The 18,116-nt window shown below is 41.3% G+C and carries 20 protein-coding genes; 17 read left to right on the forward strand and 3 right to left on the reverse strand.

The window, feature by feature from the left end; translation table 11 throughout:
- The first annotated feature begins 241 nt into the window (after positions 1–241).
- The 9 genes from alaS to B9Y89_RS10980 all read left to right on the forward strand — a co-directional run bounded on the left by alaS (position 242) and on the right by B9Y89_RS10980 (position 9,224).
- Positions 242–2,881: an alanine--tRNA ligase gene (gene alaS, locus B9Y89_RS10940; protein ID WP_085523269.1), complete on the forward strand. Its 2,640-nt coding sequence runs from the start codon at positions 242–244 to the stop codon at positions 2,879–2,881.
- Between the two features lie 46 nt (positions 2,882–2,927).
- Positions 2,928–3,185 (forward strand): IreB family regulatory phosphoprotein, encoded by a 258-nt coding sequence (locus B9Y89_RS10945; RefSeq protein ID WP_085523270.1) that lies wholly within the window; start codon positions 2,928–2,930, stop codon positions 3,183–3,185.
- Between the two features lie 3 nt (positions 3,186–3,188).
- Entirely contained in the window at positions 3,189–3,611 is a 423-nt protein-coding gene (ruvX, locus tag B9Y89_RS10950; protein ID WP_085523271.1) for a Holliday junction resolvase RuvX, read from the forward strand.
- The gene (locus tag B9Y89_RS10955) at positions 3,612–3,893 is read left to right on the forward strand and encodes a DUF1292 domain-containing protein (protein ID WP_085523272.1); all 282 of its coding nucleotides are present in this window, start codon (positions 3,612–3,614) and stop codon (positions 3,891–3,893) included.
- A 436-nt stretch (positions 3,894–4,329) separates the two neighbouring features.
- Complete coding sequence (gene mltG, locus B9Y89_RS10960; protein ID WP_176222195.1) at positions 4,330–5,478, forward strand: endolytic transglycosylase MltG; 1,149 nt, start codon at positions 4,330–4,332, stop codon at positions 5,476–5,478.
- Positions 5,479–5,520: 42 nt separating this feature from the next.
- A complete protein-coding gene (locus B9Y89_RS10965; RefSeq protein WP_085523273.1) occupies positions 5,521–6,177 on the forward strand; it encodes an O-methyltransferase in 657 nt (218 codons plus the stop codon).
- On the forward strand, positions 6,174–6,839 hold the full coding sequence (gene udk, locus B9Y89_RS10970) for a uridine kinase (protein WP_085523274.1): 666 nt from the start codon (positions 6,174–6,176) through the stop codon (positions 6,837–6,839). Before B9Y89_RS10965 ends, udk begins: the two co-directional genes overlap by 4 nt.
- Before the next feature lie 21 nt (positions 6,840–6,860).
- Entirely contained in the window at positions 6,861–7,337 is a 477-nt protein-coding gene (gene greA / locus B9Y89_RS10975) for a transcription elongation factor GreA (protein ID WP_085523275.1), read from the forward strand.
- 126 nt (positions 7,338–7,463) lie between these two features.
- Positions 7,464–9,224: a penicillin-binding transpeptidase domain-containing protein gene (locus B9Y89_RS10980; RefSeq protein ID WP_085523276.1), complete on the forward strand. Its 1,761-nt coding sequence runs from the start codon at positions 7,464–7,466 to the stop codon at positions 9,222–9,224.
- Here B9Y89_RS10980 and B9Y89_RS10985 read toward each other — a convergent pair.
- Positions 9,217–9,450 carry a KTSC domain-containing protein gene (locus B9Y89_RS10985; protein ID WP_085523277.1) on the reverse strand — a complete coding sequence of 78 codons (234 nt, stop codon included), beginning with the start codon at positions 9,448–9,450 and terminating at the stop codon, positions 9,217–9,219. The two genes, B9Y89_RS10980 and B9Y89_RS10985, sit on opposite strands and share 8 nt — an antisense overlap.
- A 208-nt stretch (positions 9,451–9,658) precedes the next feature.
- On the opposite strand from B9Y89_RS10985, the gene B9Y89_RS10990 reads away from it, so the two are divergent.
- The 7 genes from B9Y89_RS10990 to B9Y89_RS11025 all read left to right on the forward strand — a co-directional run bounded on the left by B9Y89_RS10990 (position 9,659) and on the right by B9Y89_RS11025 (position 15,136).
- Positions 9,659–10,381: a YrrS family protein gene (locus B9Y89_RS10990; RefSeq protein ID WP_085523278.1), complete on the forward strand. Its 723-nt coding sequence runs from the start codon at positions 9,659–9,661 to the stop codon at positions 10,379–10,381.
- A 186-nt stretch (positions 10,382–10,567) separates the two neighbouring features.
- Positions 10,568–11,206 carry a class I SAM-dependent methyltransferase gene (locus B9Y89_RS11000; protein ID WP_085523280.1) on the forward strand — a complete coding sequence of 213 codons (639 nt, stop codon included), beginning with the start codon at positions 10,568–10,570 and terminating at the stop codon, positions 11,204–11,206.
- A 20-nt stretch (positions 11,207–11,226) separates the two neighbouring features.
- Positions 11,227–11,937 carry a 5'-methylthioadenosine/S-adenosylhomocysteine nucleosidase gene (gene mtnN, locus B9Y89_RS11005; RefSeq protein ID WP_085523281.1) on the forward strand — a complete coding sequence of 237 codons (711 nt, stop codon included), beginning with the start codon at positions 11,227–11,229 and terminating at the stop codon, positions 11,935–11,937.
- A 4-nt stretch (positions 11,938–11,941) separates the two neighbouring features.
- Positions 11,942–12,397: an S-ribosylhomocysteine lyase gene (locus B9Y89_RS11010; protein ID WP_254901297.1), complete on the forward strand. Its 456-nt coding sequence runs from the start codon at positions 11,942–11,944 to the stop codon at positions 12,395–12,397.
- A gap of 15 nt (positions 12,398–12,412) precedes the next feature.
- On the forward strand, positions 12,413–13,336 hold the full coding sequence (locus tag B9Y89_RS11015; RefSeq protein ID WP_085523283.1) for a PLP-dependent cysteine synthase family protein: 924 nt from the start codon (positions 12,413–12,415) through the stop codon (positions 13,334–13,336).
- A gap of 5 nt (positions 13,337–13,341) precedes the next feature.
- Positions 13,342–14,478 carry a bifunctional cystathionine gamma-lyase/homocysteine desulfhydrase gene (locus tag B9Y89_RS11020; protein ID WP_085523284.1) on the forward strand — a complete coding sequence of 379 codons (1,137 nt, stop codon included), beginning with the start codon at positions 13,342–13,344 and terminating at the stop codon, positions 14,476–14,478.
- Positions 14,479–14,902: 424 nt separating this feature from the next.
- Positions 14,903–15,136 (forward strand): YrhC family protein, encoded by a 234-nt coding sequence (locus B9Y89_RS11025; protein ID WP_085523285.1) that lies wholly within the window; start codon positions 14,903–14,905, stop codon positions 15,134–15,136.
- Between the two features lie 32 nt (positions 15,137–15,168).
- On the opposite strand, the gene B9Y89_RS11030 is transcribed toward B9Y89_RS11025, so the two are convergent.
- Entirely contained in the window at positions 15,169–15,852 is a 684-nt protein-coding gene (locus B9Y89_RS11030; protein ID WP_085523286.1) for an OmpA/MotB family protein, read from the reverse strand.
- Positions 15,852–17,378, reverse strand: a complete 1,527-nt coding sequence (locus tag B9Y89_RS11035; protein WP_085523287.1) for a hypothetical protein — start codon at positions 17,376–17,378, stop codon at positions 15,852–15,854. Before B9Y89_RS11035 ends, B9Y89_RS11030 begins: the two co-directional genes overlap by 1 nt.
- A 554-nt stretch (positions 17,379–17,932) precedes the next feature.
- Here B9Y89_RS11035 and B9Y89_RS11040 point away from each other — a divergent pair.
- Positions 17,933–18,082, forward strand: a complete 150-nt coding sequence (locus B9Y89_RS11040; protein WP_085523288.1) for a YrzI family small protein — start codon at positions 17,933–17,935, stop codon at positions 18,080–18,082.
- The last annotated feature ends 34 nt before the right edge of the window (positions 18,083–18,116 follow it).

Raw genomic sequence — 18,116 nt, forward strand, 5'->3', positions numbered from 1 at the left:
CCGTTGCCTGCAGCCATTGACAGAGAGGAATCTTCACGGCTGAAAGAGATCCCCAATGCAGTGCTTGCAACACGCTACTCCTGAGTGCAGTTAACCACTGCCGGCCGAGGACACCGTTAACCGTCTGCCAAAGTGGATCCGCAAGTCTTGCGGATAACCAGGGTGGTACCGCGTGAGATGATTAAGCTCTCGTCCCTGTAAGGGATGAGGGCTTCTTTATATTTTAAGGAGGTCTTAAGTAATGGAGCCATCGTTGACATCAGCTGAGGTCAGACAAAAATTTCTAGATTTTTTTACAGAAAAAGGGCATAAAGTTGAACCAAGTGCCCCATTAGTCCCGCATGAAGATCCAACACTATTATGGATTAACAGCGGTGTAGCTACTTTGAAAAAGTATTTTGATGGCCGGGTTGTCCCGGATAACCCTAGAATGGCTAATGCACAGAAGGCGATTCGAACCAACGATATTGAAAATGTCGGTTATACGGCAAGGCATCACACATTTTTTGAAATGCTAGGTAATTTTTCTATTGGTGATTATTTTAAAGAAGAAGCCATACAGTGGGCATGGGAATTTCTCACGAGTAAGGATTGGATTGGTTTCGAACCGGAGAAATTAGCTGTCACGATCTATCCAAACGATGATGAAGCTTATGATATCTGGCATGATAAAGTTGGGATTCCCGATGAACGGATTATCCGTTTAGAAGAAAATTTTTGGGATATCGGTGAAGGGCCATGTGGTCCGAATACGGAAATTTTTTATGACCGTGGTCCTGCTTATGGCGATGATCCGAGTGATCCAGAAATGTTCCCAGGTGGGGAAAATGAACGTCATCTGGAAATTTGGAACTTAGTTTTTTCACAGTATAATCATAACCCTGATGGCAGTTATACGCCGCTTCCAAAGAAAAATATTGATACAGGTATGGGTCTGGAACGAATGGTATCGGTCATTCAAGATGCTAAGACCAATTTTGACACTGATTTGTTTATGCCGATGATCCATGAAATTGAATCCATTTCTGGAATGAGTTATGGTGAACAAAATGCAAAGGATACGGCTTTTAAAGTGATTACCGATCATGTACGCGCGGTGACCTTTGCCATTGCTGATGGTGCTTTACCTTCCAATGAAGGTCGTGGTTATGTATTAAGACGACTGATTCGCCGGGCCGTTCGATTTTCGATGGAGCTCGGAATTGAAAGACCATTTATGTATGAATTGGTTGATAAAGTCGCTGATATTATGAAAGCATTCTACAACGAATTGCCGGATAAAACAGCGTTTATTCAAAAAATTATTCGTTCTGAGGAAGAACGATTTCATGAAACGATTCATGAAGGTTTACAAATTTTAACGGGTATTTTGGAACGAGATGATGCTAAAGCCGAAAAGGTTGTTTCAGGACAAGATGTCTTTAAATTGTATGATACCTTTGGCTTTCCGGTTGAACTTACTCAAGAATATGCCGAACAAGCAGGATTTGCTATTGATTTAGAAGGATTTGAGCAAGAACTTGAAATGCAGCGGAACAGAGCCCGTCAAGCCCGTCAAAGTACTGATTCAATGCAAGTCCAAAGTGAAACGTTGCGGAATATAACGACTTCAAGTGATTTCGTTGGCTATGACCAATCAGAGGCTGAAACAACCGTTACTGTCATGTTGAAAAATGATGAGATCGTCCAACAAGCCGTTTCTGGAGAAGAGGTTCAAGTATTATTAGATCGGACACCTTTCTATGCCGAAAGTGGTGGGCAAGTAGCTGATCAGGGATACTTATTTAATGATGAAGCGTCTCTTGTGATGCAGGATGTCCAAAAGGCGCCAAATGGTCAGCATTTACACACAGTCAGGATTGATGAGGGCACACTTCACACCGGTGACCGTTTGACAGCTGATATCGATGAGCAAGAAAGAGCCGATACTGAAAAGAATCACACAGCAACCCATCTATTGCATCAGGCATTGAAGGATGTTCTTGGTGAGCATGTCAATCAAGCGGGCTCACTTGTGGCCCCGGATCGTTTGCGGTTTGATTTCACACATTTTGATAAAACGACTGAAGAAGACATTCAACGGATTGAAACGATTGTTAACCAAAAAATATGGGCCAATATTCCTGTTGAGGTGATGGAAAAACAATTAGATGAAGCAAAAGCCATGGGCGCGATGGCTTTATTTGGTGAAAAATATAGTGATGTTGTCCGCGTTGTTCGTGTCGGTGATTACAGCTTAGAACTTTGTGGTGGCTGCCATGTTAATAATACGGCGGAAATTGGTTTATTTAAAATTGTATCCGATGCAGGTATTGGCGCAGGAACACGCCGGATTGAAGCTGTTACAGGGCAATATGCATTTAGACAATTGAACCAAAGTGCTGCACAATTAAATCAAATCGCTGATCAACTCAAAACAAATGTTCAGCAGATTCCTGAACGAATTGAAACTTTACAACAGACAATTAAAGATTTGGAAAAGGAAAATGAGTCCTTAACAGCGAAATTAGGTAATGCAGAAGTTAATGACTTAGTTCATAACATCAAAGATATTAATGGTGTTAAAGTATTGGCGGAACAAGTTAATGGACAAGATATGAATGGACTGCGCGGTATGGTTGATCAACTAAAGCAGAATATGGATTCAGGAATTGTGGTATTGGCTGCAGTTAATGATGGCAAGGTTCAGCTTATAGCCGGTGTCACAGATGATCTTGTCCAAGCCGGTTATCACGCTGGCAAACTGATCAAGGAAGTTGCTACCCGGTGTGGCGGCGGTGGTGGTGGCCGTCCAGATATGGCTCAAGCTGGAGGCAAAAACCCCGATGAAGTGATCGGAGCCCTTCATTATGTATACGAGTGGATCGAAAACCAACAATAAACAACATGGCCAAAACGTGAGTCTGAACCTGGGGGGATAATCTGAGATGGATCAAACCATGAAATTTAATTTCAATGAAGAACCTGAAAGCCGTGAAGCAAAAGAAGTTTTATTACAAGTTTATCAAGCCCTTCACAGTAAAGGTTATAATCCGATTAACCAGATCGTTGGATACTTATTATCCGGTGATCCGGCTTATATTCCTCGACATCAAGATGCCAGAAACTTAATCCGCAAGATTGAACGGGATGAAATCATTGAAGAATTGGTGAAATCCTATCTAGACCAACATGGTGAGGGATAATTCATGAAAATCATGGGACTTGACTACGGGGATCGTACGGTTGGTGTGGCTGTCAGTGATGCTTTGGGACTGACGGCACAGGGGATCGAAACCATCCGACATCATCCTGATGATCAAGCAGCATTGTTTGAGCGGCTCAAACAATTAATTGACGAGCACGATATTTATAAAATCATTGTTGGTTTACCAAAAAATATGAATAATACAATTGGTGAACGCGGTGAAATAACTAAAGATTTTTCGGAAACATTAGAAACGACCTTTACTGTGCCCATCGAGTTAGTGGATGAGAGGTTAACAACCATGGCAGCAGAACGAACGCTTTTGAGTGCGGATGTCAGCCGAAAAAAACGAAAAAAAGTGATTGATAAAATGGCTGCCATGTTAATTTTACAAAGTTACTTAGATAGAAATGGGGTGACATAATTGTCTGAGGAACAAGAGCGTGTTGTGATACCGGACGAACAAGGTGAGGAACACTTATTTGACATTTTATTTACGTTTGATGTTGATGAAACAGAACGTTCATATATGGTTGTCAAACCAGTGGAGCCGGATAATGATACCGACGATCAAGAAGAAGAAGTATATGCCTTTAGGTTTGAAGAAGAAGGGGATGACTTCAATTTATTCCCAGTTGAAACTGATAAGGAATGGGATATGATTGAAGAAATGCTGAATACCTTTGTCGAAGAAGGGCATGTTTAAGAGCTTCCACTTTGGAAGCTCTTTTTTTCTTGCTTAAACCATATTATGAGGGATTTAGAAGGCTGTTTTCGTAAATTTCGTTGCTTTTTAACCTTATGGTTGAATCAAAAATACGACATTGCAGCTCCGTTGATTTCCGTTCCGGGCTGTCGCTTTCCGCGGGCAACGCTTCAGCCTCCTCGGAAGAAAACCACTTCCTGCGGGGTCTTCAGCTGTTGCTTTTCCCACGGGAGTCGACTGCCCTCCACTCCAATCAAGTATTTTTTTAAAACAAAATAAGATTTTGTCCAAAAAACAATATTTTATAAAACAGCCTTTTTTAATATATAGCAAATATAACGCTTTAAGTTCTAGAAAATTATCAAGAGGGCTTGTCGACAACCTGTCGAATTATTGTATAATAGATGAGGTATGTTGTGTTAGAGGAGGTCAAGATGTGTCGAATTCCGATGATCGATTTCGTCAAATAGAAAATCGCGCTAAAGAAAATCGCTTGGTGAGGCGGATTGTTTTAATCGCTATTGTTGCCATAGTCGTACTCATCATTGCAGCAACCTTGTTTATTTATTTCTATGTCAGCAACGGATTAAAACCCGTAGATCCTTCGAGTGAAGAGAAAGTTAACGTGACCATCCCTATGGGCACCGGAGTGTCGGAAATCGGTCAACGTTTGGAAGACAAGGGTGTCATCAAAAATGCGCTCATTTTTCGCTATTATGTTAAGTATAAAAATGAGAACGGATTTCAGGCGGGAACATATGAACTGACGCCATCAATGACGCTTGATGAAGTCATCGAAACATTAAAGTCTGGCAAGGTTAGCGAAAAACCTAAAGTGAAGATGACATTCCCTGAAAGCCAGTGGATTAAGGATTATGCTGGGGTCATTGCTAAGCATACTAAGCTAAAGAAAGCTGATATCCTTAAAAAGATGAAAGATCATGACTACATTAAGAAGCATTATTTAAATCAATATACATTTTTGAAACCAGCTGTACTGGGGGAAAAGATTAAGTATCCGTTAGAAGGTTATTTGTTCCCAGCCACCTATAGCTTTACAAAAGAAAATCCAAAGCTTGATACAATTATTAAACGAATGTTGGATAAAACCAAGCAAGTCCTTTCAAAATATAAAGGAGACTTACAAGATATCAAAGAAATCGATTCGGTTCATAAGTGGTTGACATTGGCCTCCATTGTTGAAAGAGAGGCAAAGACATATAAACAACGTCGAAAAATAACAGGAGTTTTCTATAATCGCTTGCATACTAAAATGCCGCTCCAAACCGATCCGACGGTGTCATATGCATTGGGAAAACATCAAATGAATATATCTAATAAACAAGCTGGCAAGGATTCCCCTTACAACACCTATAAGTATAAGGGATTGCCACCGGGACCGATAGGCAATCCTGGGGAACAAGCGATGAAGGCTGTTCTTGACCCCATTAATACAGACTTTAAATATTTCTACGCAAGACCTAATGGGGAGATTTTGTATTCCAAGAATTTTCCACAACACAAAGCAAATATAAAAAAGTATGACCACGAATGGGATGAATTAGAGAAGAAAAAAGAGGAATAACAAAGGGTTCTTCTTTTCTGCAGATATAAAAGAGGTGTACACATGACGGACGCGTCCCTTGGACAATATGCGGCCAATTTGTCTTTGGATTATCGGCCCTTTCCCGAATTAGAATCATATGCGTCCGATAGCCGGATTCCGATTATCCATGCCGATGCGATGGCCCATATTCAGCAATTAATTACGTTACACTCATCGCTAAAGATTTTAGAAATAGGAACAGCTATCGGTTATTCCGCCATGATGATGGCGCGAATGTCCCCGCAGATTCATGTTGTGACAATAGAACGCGATGAAGATATGGCGAGTGCTGCCCGCCATAATATAAGGAAGTATGGTTATCAAACACAAGTCGAAATCATGAGCGGTGATGCACTCCAATTGGATCAGGAAGTCGGGTGCATGGCTCCGTTTGACTTATTATTTATTGATGCTGCTAAAGGTCAGTACGGTTCATTTTTTGATTTATACACGCCAATGCTTAAGGCTGGAGGACTTGTCATTACCGATAATGTCTTTTTTAGAGGATTCGTCACACAAGCGGATGAGGATATTCCCAAACGTTTCCGACGGATCGTTCATAAATTGCGGACATTTAATCAAGAACTGTCCTTGAACCCTTATTATCAGACAGTGTTTTTAACCGTTGGAGATGGACTCGCCGTAAGCTTAAAACTTGGAAAGGATTTTAGAACATGAAACATAAACCCATTGTGATTGGTGTTGCAGGCGGATCGGGATCAGGGAAAACGACCGTTGCGAGGGAAATTTCCCGTGAATTTCCACACCAATCCATTGCTGTGATTGAACAGGATGCCTATTATCAAAATCAAGACGAAAAAACCATGGATGAACGCCTGCAAACGAATTATGACCATCCGTTAGCCTTTGATTATGATTTATTAATTGAACATATTAAGGAACTTTTGCAATTCAAAGCCGTCCAAAAGCCAGTGTATGACTATACAGCACACACAAGATCTGATAAAATAATTCCTGTCAAACCAAAGGATGTCATCATTATTGAAGGCATCTTAATTCTTGATGATGAGCGGCTTCGCAATCTCATGGACATTAAAGTTTTTGTTGATACAGATTCTGATTTACGTGTGATTCGCCGGATGATAAGAGATATTAATGAACGTGGACGTACGATGGATTCAGTCATTGAACAATACATTTCTGTTGTTCGGCCGATGCACAACCAATTCATAGAACCGACGAAAAGATATGCTGACATTATTATTCCTGAAGGCGGTCAAAATGAAGTTGCTATTGATTTATTGACAACAAAAGTCGAAAGCATTTTAGAAGACTCTGTAGCCACTCGATTGTCTGAAACTGTCAATCAAATGGGTTGACCAAAATAGAGGAGTGTACATATGGCTGAAGAGAAACAACACTATATGACCGAAGAAGGTAAACACAAACTTGAAGAAGAACTTGATCAATTAAAAACTGTAAAGCGAAAAGAAGTTGTTGAGCGAATTAAAATCGCGCGAGATTTTGGCGATCTATCCGAGAACTCCGAATATGACGCCGCTAAAGATGAACAAGCATTTGTTGAGTCACGTATTCAACAATTGGAGCAAATGATACGGAACGCTGTCATTATTGAAGATGATGACAGTCACCCTGATGTTGTTAATATCGGTAAGACTGTGACTTTTCAAGAGCTTCCTGACGGAGATGAAGAGACTTATACGATTGTTGGAAGTGCGGAAGCAGATCCATTTGAAGGTAAAATATCGAACGACTCACCGATTGCGAAAAGCCTCATGGGAAAGCGTATCGGTAATCAAGTAACCGTCGTGACACCAGGTGGAGAAATGAATGTCAAAATTGTGAATGTACAATAAGAAAGGGTTCAGGTTGTTTGCCGGTTTTTATGACCGGCTTTTTTTATGTCAGAAATGTAAGATAACGCCTTTGCTGAGGGTTTAGAACATGAGAATGTTGACAACAATGTCAGCAGAGGTGTTTGCATGCAATTTTATAAACGTTTTCGATTCATCGGTCTGTGCCTGCTCCTCGTACTGGTTTTATTTATTTGTCGATTAGCTCAACTCCAATTATTCGCTACTGAATCTCTTTCAGATGAACACGTTGACTTAATCCGTCAAAGTGTTGAGCAGCGAACAAGTGAGTTTGTCATTGATAACGGCCGTGGCTCGTTTCTGTATCGTAATAAAGAAACAATGAATCCAAAACAAAATCAATTGGTATTATTTCCTTTCTTAAAAACCGTTGACTGGCCTGCCAACAAAGTAGCTAAGATATTACACATCAACGCAAATGATTTAAAGCAGGCTGTTCTGAATGCTGACAAACCGTTTGTCTTTAATCAGCCATCGTTACATATCACTTCTGATCAAAAACAACAAATCAATGCCTTGAATTTGACCGGTGTTCATGCTCTGTCGTTAAATCGTGACCGATTTGGACTCTCAGCACCTTATCTTATCGGCATAACTGGGGAAAATCAGTCACTGGTTAAAAAACGCTACCCTGATCTTTTGAATAAAGGAATGGTCTCCAAGCAAACAACGGTTGGTTTAACGGGATTGCAGCGGGCTTTTGATCCATTTTTAATTTCACGGGACCAAGAAAAGTTGCTTTATCACACGACGGGAACGGGGCAACCAATGTTTGAAGATAGCATGCGGTTAAGTGCCATTCAGAATCAGAATTACTTTCCATTGCACATTCAAACAACGATTAATCAATCATTGCAGGATATAGCCGAACAAGCCGTTGAACAGTCTAATATCGATCGCGGTGGGGTTGCCATTGTTGATGTTAGTAACAGCGATCTATTAGCGATGGTTAATCGGCCAAAAATGATGACGAATGACCCGTTTAGTGGTGGTCACCAAAACAATATGTTGACAGCCAAATTCCCAGGATCTATTTTTAAAGTGGTGACTGCTGCTGCTAGTATTGGTCATAACATTATCACGAATGATCAGCAATACAATTGCAATTTAGGGGTTTACGGGGAAGAGCAGGCTGATCGTCAACTCGGACAACTTGGATTTAAAGATAGTTTTTATCAAAGTTGTAATTACACGTTTGCTACTTTAGCTAATCGGCTTATGAAGACGGATTTGCAGGTTATGGAAGACTATGCCGATAAGTTGGGGTTAACAGGAAGGTCGGGCTGGTCGGGCGATGTATTTCACATCAATGATTTACGTCAATTTCCTGAGGAACAAGCGAATACGATTTGGCAATCAGAAGATGACAAACACTCTAAAAAAGCCATTGCCCAAACAGCCATTGGTCAATTAAATGTTAAGCTAACACCGCTCTCAGTTGTTAACATGATGGCGACCATTGCAAGAGGAGGACAAAAGAAAGAGGTTAGAGCGGCCTCAAAAATTCTTTATAACAATAAAAGCATGCCGATGACAACTTTTCCGAGTCATGAACAGGATGGAAAAACATTGGCCCCTTATACTATTATGAAGTTGCAATCCTTGCTTAGAGGTGTTGTCACAGATTCAGAGGGAACTGCTCACTCATTAAATAAGCTGCCGATGCCGATTGCTGGAAAATCGGGAACCGCAGAGACAGATGGGGCAAAGAATTATCATTGGTTTGCTGGTTATTTTCCTGCTGACGATCCACAATATGCGATGGTCGTTGCCAACTTTTCATCGCAAAAGGGAGAAGAAACGGTTTATGACGTTTTTGGTAACATTATTAAACAAATGAGTAAACAGAAACAAGCTGAGACTAGTTAACAATTGTCTCAGCTTGTTCATATTGGTCGCAAATATGTTGCTGATAGAAAGATTCCTTGTCCTGGGAAATGATGAATGAAAAGATATCAAACTCTAAGACATGTTTATAAATGATACTTGTTCCATTGAAAAAAATAACTTTTAATAATTGCTTATCTTTATCATAGCCGATGGTATCAAATGAAGATAACCGGGAGATCGTGTTATCAAATGACGTATAAATCATTGGGTGAACCTCCTTTTTCTATAATATATTAGTTGTTAAAGCGGAATATTCCTTTTAAGTGTCAAAACTAGAGTAATTTTGACACAAATCGTCTTAATTGTCTGATAAATATGGGTGTGGAGAAATTTAAAGGACAAACCTGAATATACTGTGACGAATGCTTTACGGGATGGTACAATAAAGAAGAATTTAGTAAGGAGGGGTTGTTGTGGCTGACCGTCATTATAAATCTCGAACATCAAAGCAAAAAGGTGAACGAGCTGATCGCGTATTAAATTGGGCTATTGGCATCGTTGCCGTGCTTATATTGGTTGTGGGAGGATTTATATTCATGTCGATTACACAGCTAGGTAGTGGTGATAAGCAAGCGGATACGCCTGAGAATCAGCAGGAATCGACCAGCAATAATGATGGCGATGGAACCGGCGCAACCACATCCGATGATGAAGAAGCATCCAATTCTGATGACAACATATCTCAGGATGAAACATCGGACACAACCAAAGATGATTCGGAAGCAAGTGATTCCAAGAACTCAGAATCAGACGATGAGACTCATTCTACGGAACAAGATACACCTTCCGACGGCTATATCGCGAGTGATGGTGAACCGCATATGGATGGGCCGTGGAATTCCATTGGTACCAAGCAGGAGGGTTCACATGAACTGTCATTTGATGAAGGGTCGACCGATTGGAATGAACGATTGAAGGTACTGACTTATGTGACAGGGATAACGCCATCTGAACGCACCCTTTGGTATATGGGAAACATGAATGGCACAATATATGGTGTTGTCAGCAAAAACGGTAATCGCCAAAATCTTTACGTTGTTACGATGGAGTGGGTGGACCAGCAAGGCTGGAAACCAACGAGTGTCAAAACAATGACACATGATAAAGCCGTCCAAGAAGGTTATGTCAAAGAATGACGGGCTGCCTCAATATTGAGGCAGCCTTAATGATATTTAACGCTACATTGGCTAAATATATATATATGATACAAATCTTTTGCCATTATCTTTTTATCTGTGATAAAGTAACGTTAAATCAAATAATTCATATCAATAAAGTAGGAATTAATATTTATAGAAAACAGCCATACTGAGGTGATAGGGATGGGCCTGGAATTTACGGGATTATTTAACCACTGGGCAGACAGCTATGATGACACCGTAGCAGGTCATGATCCGGAATATCAAGATGTGTTCCGCGGATATGATGATATTCTTAATCACGTTGTTCATGAAACGATAAGTCCTGTCTTAGAATTTGGAACGGGCACAGGTAACTTGACGCAAAAATTGCTAACGAACGGTTTTAAGGTCTACGGAATCGAGCCATCGCAGGCAATGCGGCGGAAGACGAAGGAAAAACTCCCTAATCTTAAATTAAGTAAGGGTGACTTTCTAACATTTGACAATCCGGAGCGCCCGATTCAATCCATTGTTAGTAGTTATGCTTTTCATCATTTGACCGATGATGAAAAAGATTTGGCGATTGAACAGTATTGTGAGCATCTCCCTCAGGGTGGTAAAATTGTATTTGCTGACACCTTGTTTGCTAATCAGCAAAGCAGGGAAAGGCTTTTACAAGAAACAAAACAAAAGGGTTTTACCAATTTGCTTCATGACTTACAAACGGAGTATTATACTTTTAAAGACAATCTCGCGTCCATATTTGCCAAACACGGATTTGACGTTGAATTTAAGCAGTTGAATGCCTTTGTTTGGTTAATCACGGCCGTCAAACTATAATCGAGGGAGCACGCTTGTCAATGACAATAGGAATCATCGGGGCTATGGATGAAGAAATAGAACAATTAAAAGCAACACTAGGTGGTTATGAACACATACACATCGCAGGTAGTGATTTTTATAAGGGAACGATCGGTCAACACAATGTTGTGGTTTTAAAATCGGGTATCGGTAAAGTCAATGCCGCCATGAGTACAACGATTTTATTTACACAGTTTGAACCTGATATCGTCATTAACACGGGATCAGCTGGTGGGTTTAACCCAGAACTTGAAGTTGGTGACGTTGTCATTTCAACAGAGGTTCGATATCATGATGTTGATGCTACGGCTTTTGGCTATGATTATGGGCAAGTCCCACAAATGCCAGCGACTTTTCAAGCAGAGAATCGACTGATTGCCGTTGCCGAACGGGCGGCACAATTAAGTACCGACGCCCATAACATAGTTAAGGGGCTTATAGCAACGGGTGACTCGTTTATGTCGGATGCGGATCGTGTTGCGTTTATTAAGCAGCAATTTCCTGATTTGCAAGCAGCTGAAATGGAAGCAGGTGCGGTTGCGCAGGTATGTTATCAATTCCGGGCACCGTTTGTTATCATTCGATCGTTATCTGACATTGCAGGAAAAGATGCTAACGTCAGTTTTGATGAATTCTTGCAAACCGCGGCGAATCATTCGGCACAACTTATAATAACGATGATAAAGGAGTTGGATGATATTGACAAATAAAACGATGAATGTTGAAAGTTTCAACCTTGACCACACAAAAGTTGACGCACCTTATGTCCGGTTAGTCGGGATCACTGAAGGTTCACATGGTGACAAACTATATAAGTATGACATCCGCTTTTGTCAGCCAAACCAAGATCATATGGATATGCCGGGCTTGCACTCCATTGAGCATTTAATGGCAGAAAATATTCGTAACCACTTAGATAATGTGGTTGATATTGGGCCAATGGGTTGCCAGACAGGGTTTTACTTATCAATTTTAAACAACGATAGCTATGACGATATTACCAATGCATTAGACAAGACGTTAAACGATGTTCTAGAAGCTGATGAAGTCCCTGCATGCAATCCGACCCAGTGCGGTTGGGCGGCTAACCACAGCCTTGAAGGGGCAAAAACCATCGCGAAAAATATGCTTGATGCAAAAGACAGCTGGCATCACGTATTTGCAGAGTAATCTGAGGCGTCTAATATGGAATATTATCGCAACATCCAAGAAATGATCGGTCGGACACCTTTGATGGAACTTACACACGTTCCATTACCACAAGGTGTCCGCTTGTTTGCGAAACTTGAATTCTTTAATCCCGGCGGTAGTGTTAAGGATCGTCTGGGTCAAGAACTCATCCGGGCTGCGTTTGAAGAAGGTAAGATCAATGAAGGCGGAACGGTAATTGAACCGACGGCCGGCAACACAGGTATTGGTCTTGCACTGGCAGCGATCGGTAAGCATATTAACGTGATTTTTTGTGTCCCTGAGCAATTTAGTCTAGAGAAGCAAGAGTTGATGAAAGCGCTTGGGGCTAAGATTGTGCACACACCGACAGAAGACGGGATGCGTGGGGCAATCAATAAAGCCAATCAATTATTAGCTGAAATGCCGGATGCTTATTCGCCTCAGCAGTTTGCCAACGTATCTAATCCTGACGCTTATTATAAGACATTAGGGCCGGAAATTTATAATGAAATGGACGGAAATGTCGATATTTTCGTTGCTGGTGCCGGCACAGGGGGAACCTTCATGGGCGTCGCCAATTACCTCAAGGAGCAAGATTCATCCATTAAGACATCGATTGTGGAACCAGAAGGGTCAGTGCTTAACGGCGGTCAGCCTGGAGCCCATAAAACAGAAGGTATCGGCATGGAATTCTTGCCACCTTATATGAATTCCGATTACTTCGATGCGATTCACACAATTTCCGATAACGATGCATTTGAACAAGTTCGATCATTAGCAGCCTTGGAAGGCCTGCTCGTGGGCAGCTCTTCGGGTTCGGCCATGCAAGCGGCACTGCTGGAAGCGGAACATGCCGCACCTGGTACCAACGTTGTCACCATATTTCCTGATAGCAGTGAACGGTACCTCAGTAAAAAAATATACCAAGGAGGTCTGTAACCTTCATGAAGAAGAAAACACAAATGATTCATGCCGGCATTACCGGTGATGAACAAACAGGAGCTGTTTCGGTTCCGATCTACCAAACAAGTACGTACCAACAGGATGGGGCTGGCCAGCATCGTGGATATGAATATTCTCGGACGGGCAACCCAACTCGTCATGCCTTGGAAGAGACGATAACAGCCTTGGAACACGGTCAAGCGGGATTTGCCTTCGCTTCCGGTATGGCAGCCATCACATCGGTTATGACGCTTTTTAACTCCGGTGATCACGTGGTGATGACCGATGACGTGTATGGCGGGACGTTTCGCCTGATGAATCATGTCATCAATCGTTTGGGCATCGAATCCACATTTATTGATTCAAGTGATCCTGCTCAAGTGAAGGAAGCCATCCAGGATAATACGGTGGCTCTATATATTGAAACACCGACCAATCCATTGTTAAAAATCACTGATATTGCTGAAATGGAAGAGATTGCTCGCGAACATGAATTGACGTTAATTGTTGATAATACCTTCAACACCCCGTACTTTCAACATCCACTAGAGCTTGGTGCTGATATTGTGCTGCACAGTGCGACCAAGTATATCGGTGGGCATAGTGACGTCGTGGGAGGTCTTGTTGTTGTTAATAACGAGACGTTGGCTAAAGATCTTCACTTTATTCAAAATTCCTCTGGTGCTATTCTTGGACCGCAGGATTCATGGTTGTTGCTAAGAGGCATCAAAACATTGGGACTGCGGATGGAAGCCCATGAAAATAATACGCAAAGAATCGTTCATTTTCTTAACCAACATCCGAAGGTGACGAACGTTTATTATCCAGGCTTGTCCGATCACAGCGGTCACGAAATCGCTCAACGGCAAGCTTCGGGTTTTGGCGGGATGATATCTTTTGATGTTGGTTCAGGGGAAAACGCCGACCATGTCCTCGCCAATGTCAAATACTTTACCTTAGCAGAAAGTTTGGGAGCAGTAGAAAGTCTCATTTCTATTCCCGCACGTATGACCCATGCGTCGATCCCGAAAGATCGCAGGGAAGCCTTGGGGATTACGGACGGATTGATTCGCATTTCTGTCGGTATTGAAGACGCAGATGATCTCATAGACGACTTACGTCAAGCCATCGAAAATTAAAGTAGAAATACAAGAGACCGGGACAAAACTATATTAGTTAGAGAATCATCCGAACTTGTTGATGAATCCGTTCGGATGATTTGTCATTCCTGTCATCGCTTCGTCAAAATCCTTCGATTGCCGCGGGTACGTATTTTGGCGACGCTTAGAAACTTGCTTTCATATCTTATTGTTCGGCTTTCTGAGTATCCTGTTTTAGATTTGCCCCAGCTTCCTTTTCTTATAGATTGTTACTTTTCACATAGGACTTATGAAAGCTAAAGCGTCGAAAATCGTTGATTGGAGCGGAAACCAACCCCTCCTATCAAATAGCAACAAAGTTTACGAAAACAGCCTTATAAAACATCATTTCTTCTAAATTACTAATATTTACATACGGCAGGCATCAGCTAACCATGTTATTGTAGTGGTGGAGGGGATAACGATGTCAGACAATCAATTACATCAATTAAAAAATAAGATGACTGATTATCAACGCTTTAGTTTGATATTTTTGTTCCTCAGTGCGTTTATATTTGTGGGCTCGGTGATACCGTTTGCGGGTCGAACGGCCCTTAAAGCTGATGTACTCGCATTGATCAGTATGGGCTGCGTAACGATTGCTTTATTATTCTATTGGCGGATGCGCAAGGCAAAAGAAGCCTATGAAAATGGTTAGACCACATCCTTGTTGGATGTGGTCGTTTTATATTATTGGTCTAATAAAGTCTGAATCTTATTTTGCCATTTGTTATCATCTAAGATAATTTGAAATGAGATACGCCGGTTTTTTTGTCGCGAAGCAGCTGTATGATCGTCTGCGATCGGTTTGTATTTACTGTAGCCTGTGGCTGCTAGATATTTAGCGTAGGCATTTTTAGTGAGTTTGGTATTGGCTGACTGCATATATTTTAAGACATTCACAGCTCGATCGGTTGATAGTGACCAATTATCATAAGGGACCGAATCTGTATGGCCTTCGATTAAAATAATGTAAATATACTGACTTAATTTTTCGTTTTCAATAATATTGACTAGAGCATCGGCAACACCATTTAATACGGTTTTTCCATGATCACTGACTTTAGCTTTGGCCGATTCAAACAGGACATTTCCCTCGACTGATATTGTGTTGTTGGGTCCGCGCGTAATTTTATCCTTTCCGATCTTTTCAGCCAGTTTTTGATTGATGATGTCTGATATATTTTTTTTGACATCCGTAACTTGAGCTAATTCACGTTCGACTTCCCTTTGATCGTATGCTTCATATATAGCCTGGACAAACGCGATGATGGCAATGAATAAAAATACGAGAACGACCATGGCCATCATATCGGTAAAAGATGGCCAATAATGTTCCTGAGGTGACTGTTGCTGATGTCGACGACGAGGCATTAGTCAATCACCCGGGTTGGTAACCCTTGCTGTGACGTCGGTCTTGACTGGTCTCGCATTTGTTGCTCCATTAAACCGGATATACGCTGTAACAATTGGTAAAACTCTTGGAAATACCGCCCCGTATCATTCATTTGCCGATCGACCGCGTGGGAAACATTTTCAACACTTCGCAATAAATCACGTGTATCTTGTCGTCCCTGATCCTGGTTCATCATTTGCGCCTGCCGATCTTGTTGATACTTCATTTGTTCTGTAATATCCCGTTTAGCTTTTTCAAACATTTGGTATAATGCGCGTTCTAATTGTTCTACGGACGTTTTGAATCCATCCGATGCTTGCGCGTAATGGTTATTCATTTCTTGATGCTGATACAGCCAGTCTTCTTGCTGTCGATGCATCGAATCCGCAGCAGTATCATATTTGTCTTGATACGTCTGTAGCTGCTGGTCCATTGCACGTAGAAATTGCCGTGATAATTCTTCCGCTTTCTTATCACTTTGCTGAATGATAGACTGCATTTGTTTCTGGTGTTGTTCAATCCTCTTTTCCTGGGATTCATTTCGTTGAAAGACTCGGTCAACGCTTCCTTCTAATGATTGGATGTGACTTTTAATACCTTCTGTCGAATCACCAAAAGAATCAGTCCCTTCTTTAAAACGTTCACCGAATGTTGTTAACGATTCGGTTGCCTCCGCAAATCGTTCGCTATGCGTTTTCTGAGCTTCGATGATCCTCATCACATCATTCATGGTTGTATCTAGCTTCTCAGTGAAATGCACCATATCCCGGGAAAAATCACCAATGGTATTTTGAAAACTTTCCCCAACTTTATCCGCCAACCGGTCTAATATTTTCTCAAAGGAATCTTTAGGCTTTTCGTTAAGTAATTGGCCTTGGAAATGGTGATCGAGCAGGCTTTCCGTCTCTGTGAATAGTTTGTCTATCAGATAGTCCGTTGATTGCCCCTTAGAAAGGAAGCCGGACTGTAAGATATTCAGAAACAGGGCAGCTCCAATACCAGCGATACTGGTTATAAACGCCAAACTCATTCCCTCGAACGGTTCTGTAATAGAAGAGATAATGCTGTCAAATGAGAGTTGACCGCCCCCGGCGTTACCAAGTGACGTTAACGTCTCCTGCATGGAAAACATAGATAACGTGAGCCCGAGAAATGTTCCCATGATACCCAGGACAATTGCGAAAGATGGTAGATGGACGAGCAGCTTAGAACAATTGCCAATGGGGGTTCGCAGCACCCCCATGATTAAAATTCTTTCCTTGTATAGATGTTTTTCAATCAACGCCGGTGTATTGACGGGTGTTCCCGACAAATGGAAGGTTTTATATTCTTCCAATGTTTTATGTAACCATTGGGACGCCGTCATATGCCCGCTGTCACTTTGCGACAATTGTTCGACCTCGGTTAGCCATTTTTTTAATGTGAAGCTGACTTGAATATGACTGATGAAGCCAATAAACACAATCAGACCAATCACAATCAAAAATCCTGTTGTAATACTCAAGATGAGACACCTCCATAGTACAAACATATGAAAAGATTAATCAGTCTTGATAAAAAATAAAAGGAATTGGAGAAAAAGACTCAAAATTAATTAGAAAAAAGGGGTTTACAAAGCAGGTTTTTCCATGTATAATCCGTTTGTAATATTAAATGAAAGAGGCACTTCCTGCTACACGAAGCACATGATTTCATTTAGCAGAAAGCTGATAAATGACAAGAAGGAGGTCGGGAGAAATGACAATGTTATTAAATATAGCGCAACAAAACTTATATTTTAACAATCCACCCCGACCTAGCGGAATGTTATCACTTGTTTTTTCATTCCTACTCTAATGACGATTGAATGAAACCGCCGCGGGTCAGATATGATTCGCGGCTTTTTATCTTTGTTAGAAAAGGCCGTGGTGCTTATAACCATGGCCTTTTTTATATATTAAATTAAGTAAAGGAGGATTAAGTTTTCGATGGAGATGCTGAGTTGGAAACGTAGAGAATGGCTGAAAGGTTTGACAGGGTTTATATGAAAGGGTATTTTCTCGGAAAGGAGGGGTAAGCATGTTTAAAGTGAACATTTTTACGTTTACCCTCATTATTCGCGTGAAGCGACGCGAAAGATCGGCGGAAATGGTTGAAGAAGCACAAAGGCAACGTACTGTTTGTGACGAGATGCTTGACCGCCGTGCAACGTTTATTAACAAGATGTAAAGAATTAATTGATGTATTGGCGAATCATTTAAGA

It is taken from the genome of Tuberibacillus sp. Marseille-P3662, assembly GCF_900178005.1.
In the GTDB taxonomy this organism is placed as follows: Bacteria; Bacillota; Bacilli; order Bacillales; family Sporolactobacillaceae; genus Marseille-P3662.